1 protein-coding gene is annotated in these 2,653 nt (G+C 62.7%); it reads right to left on the bottom strand.

From position 1 onward, the window contains the following. A partial coding sequence (locus tag EWM57_RS21295; RefSeq protein WP_242510162.1) for an Ig-like domain-containing protein occupies window positions 1-2,653 on the bottom strand: 2,653 nt, incomplete at both ends.

Here is a 2,653-nt window from a genome sequence, read left to right as displayed (position 1 = left end):
GGCCCAGTTGCCGGCGCTGTTGGCCGTGGTTGTACCAATGGCGGCGCCGTCTACATACAACGTTACCGTGGCGTTAACCGGGGCCGTACCGGCGTAGGTCGGCGTAGAGGTGTTTACTAAGCCGCCGTTGGCCGGCACAATAACTACCGGGGCGGCCGTGACTGGCTGGGTGTACTGGAAGCTGAACTGCGGAGCCGCCGTATTGCTGGTGTTGTTGGCATCCAAGGCGCTGTTAGCCGGCACGTTTACCGTCACCGTGCCGTTGGCAGAAGGCGTCACGTTGAAGGTGTAAGTCGAGCCCGAGCCCGAGAAGCCCGAGACCGTGCCATTGCTCACCGTTATGTCAGAGGCCGTGAAGTCCGTTACGTTAGCCGAGAAGGTTACCGTAAACGCAAGCGGCGAGGTGCCGGTTGAGCCGCCGTTGCTGACGTCCGTGGAGGTGATGCTGGCCGTCAGGGACGGGGCCGTCACGTTGAACGAGGCCGAGGTAAAGGTGTCGTACGTTGGAATGTTGTTGGGCTGAATGTTGCCCACGAACACGTCGTTCACGAACACGTTCAGGCGCTGGTCGAGCGAAGTGTAATTGCGCTGCATGGCCCGGAAGCGGACCTGGTAGCTACCCGTGGGTACGGCCAGGTTCTGCGCTACGTTGCCGTTGTTGCCGGCTGCGCTTTGCAGGAAGGCCACTGCGTCGCCGTCGGCGGCCGTCGAGCCGAAGGCGCTATTATTGCGCGACACGCCGGCCTGAGGGCCGAAAGTCCAGGGTGCGGCCACCACGCCCTGCGACTGGTAGAGGTAGCTGCTGGATGCTACGTTGTTGGTTTCGAAGCTGCCGTTTTGCACGCCGTTGGCTACGACCGTGCTCGTGCCGCTCTGCAGCACCTGCACCACGTCCACGAAGGCCGTCACGTCGCTGTTGCCGCTGGCGCTGCCGAAGCCTTGGATGCGCAGGGTGGGCGCAGCCGCAAAGCTCTTGCTGATGGTGTATTCCTCACCTGCCGTGTAGGGTACGTTTGTAATTGAGGGCGTCGTGCCCGCGCTGTTGGCCACATTCAGGCGCAGGGTGCCATCACCCGTGCCGGTGTTCACCACCACCGTGTAGGTAGAGTTCGATCCTGATACGCTGCTCACGCTGGGCGCCGTATTGTAGGAGCCGGTGGTCGTCAGGCTAAAGTTGCTAGTCGTCAAACCCGTGACCGAGCCCGAGAAAACCACCCGGTAGCTCACCGTGGCCGTAGCCGTGGGCGAGGGCGTCAGGCGCGTCACGGATACTACCGTGACCGTAGGCTGCTGGTAGGTGATGCTGAACTGGGTGGCGGCCGTGTTGCCGTTGCCAGCCTGGTCTTGAGCAGTGTTGGCCGCCACGTTTACCGTCACGGTGCTACCGCTGCCGGCGGGAGTTACGTTGAACGTGTAGGTCGCGCCCGCGCCCGAGAAGCCCGAGACGGTACCGCCCGTTACCGTCAGGTCACCCTGCACAAAGGTCGTGACGGACTCCGAGAAAGTGACAGTGAACGGGATGGGCGAGGTCGTCGTCGTGCTGCCCGAGGCGCCGGCCGAGGAGCTGATGGCTACCGTTGGGCGGACCGAGTCCACGGTGAACGTGTTCGTGTTCGAGTTGGCGCTGGCCGCTGAGCCGTTAAGAGAAGCTCTAGCGTAGACGGTGTGCGAGCCCTGCGACAGGGCTGCGGGTTGGGTCAGGGACCAGTTGCCGGCTGCATTAGCTGCCGTCGTGCCGATGCTGCTGCCATCCACGTACACAGTCACCGTGGCATTGGCTGTGGCCGTGCCACTGTAAGTCGGCGTGGTCGTGTTCACGATGCTGCCGTTGGCCGGGGCCGTTACTACAGGCGCATTAGGCGTAGTCGTGAAGCTGATAACCGAGCCGTAACTGGTGCCTGCGGTATTAATGGCATAGGCGCGCACGTAATAGGTTGTGCCGGGAGTCAGGCCAGGGATAGTCTCGGAGAAAGCCCCCGTGCCCGTGCCATTCGTGTTCTTGGTGTCGTTGGTGGTGGGGGTGGTGTTGGTGCTGCTGTATACCACTCCGCGCTCCGTGACGGCATCGCCGCCGTCGGCTGTTACGTTGCCGCCGAGCACGGCAGTCGTAGTCGTGATGCTGGTAGCGGCGGCCGTCGTTACGGCCGGGGCGGTTACCACCACGTTGGTTATTTTCCGAATCCGGTAGTTGTCGCGGTCAGCAACGTAGATGTCGTTGCCCAGCGCGCTCATGTCGATGGGCGAAGCAACCTGCGCGCTCGTGGCGGTGGCGCCATCGCCCGAAAAACCGGCCGTGCCGGTGCCTGCTATGGTGGAGTGCACCCCAGCTGGGGTAATCTTGCGAATAACGTGGCCGTTGCCCGTGGCTACCAGAATGTTGCCGGCTCCGTCGACGGCCACCCCGTTGGGGAAGCCAATACCGTTGTTGGTAACGCCCGTCGTGCCGTCGCCGGCTACGCTGGTGATGGTGTTGGTAGACAGGTCTACCTTACGAATGTAGCGGTTGTTGAGGTCAGCGATGTAGAGGGCATTGCTGCTAATAAATACGTCAACCGGATTGCTGAGCGTAGCCGCCGTGGCCGCTCCCCCATCTCCGCTGTAGCCAGCCGTACCGGTGCCGGCAAAGTTGGAGTATGCCCCGCCGGGCGTAATC

Origin of the sequence: Hymenobacter persicinus, assembly GCF_004167665.1 — a bacterium.
Taxonomy (GTDB): Bacteria; Bacteroidota; Bacteroidia; order Cytophagales; family Hymenobacteraceae; genus Hymenobacter; species Hymenobacter persicinus.
This window is presented reverse-complemented; position numbering and strand designations above follow the sequence as displayed.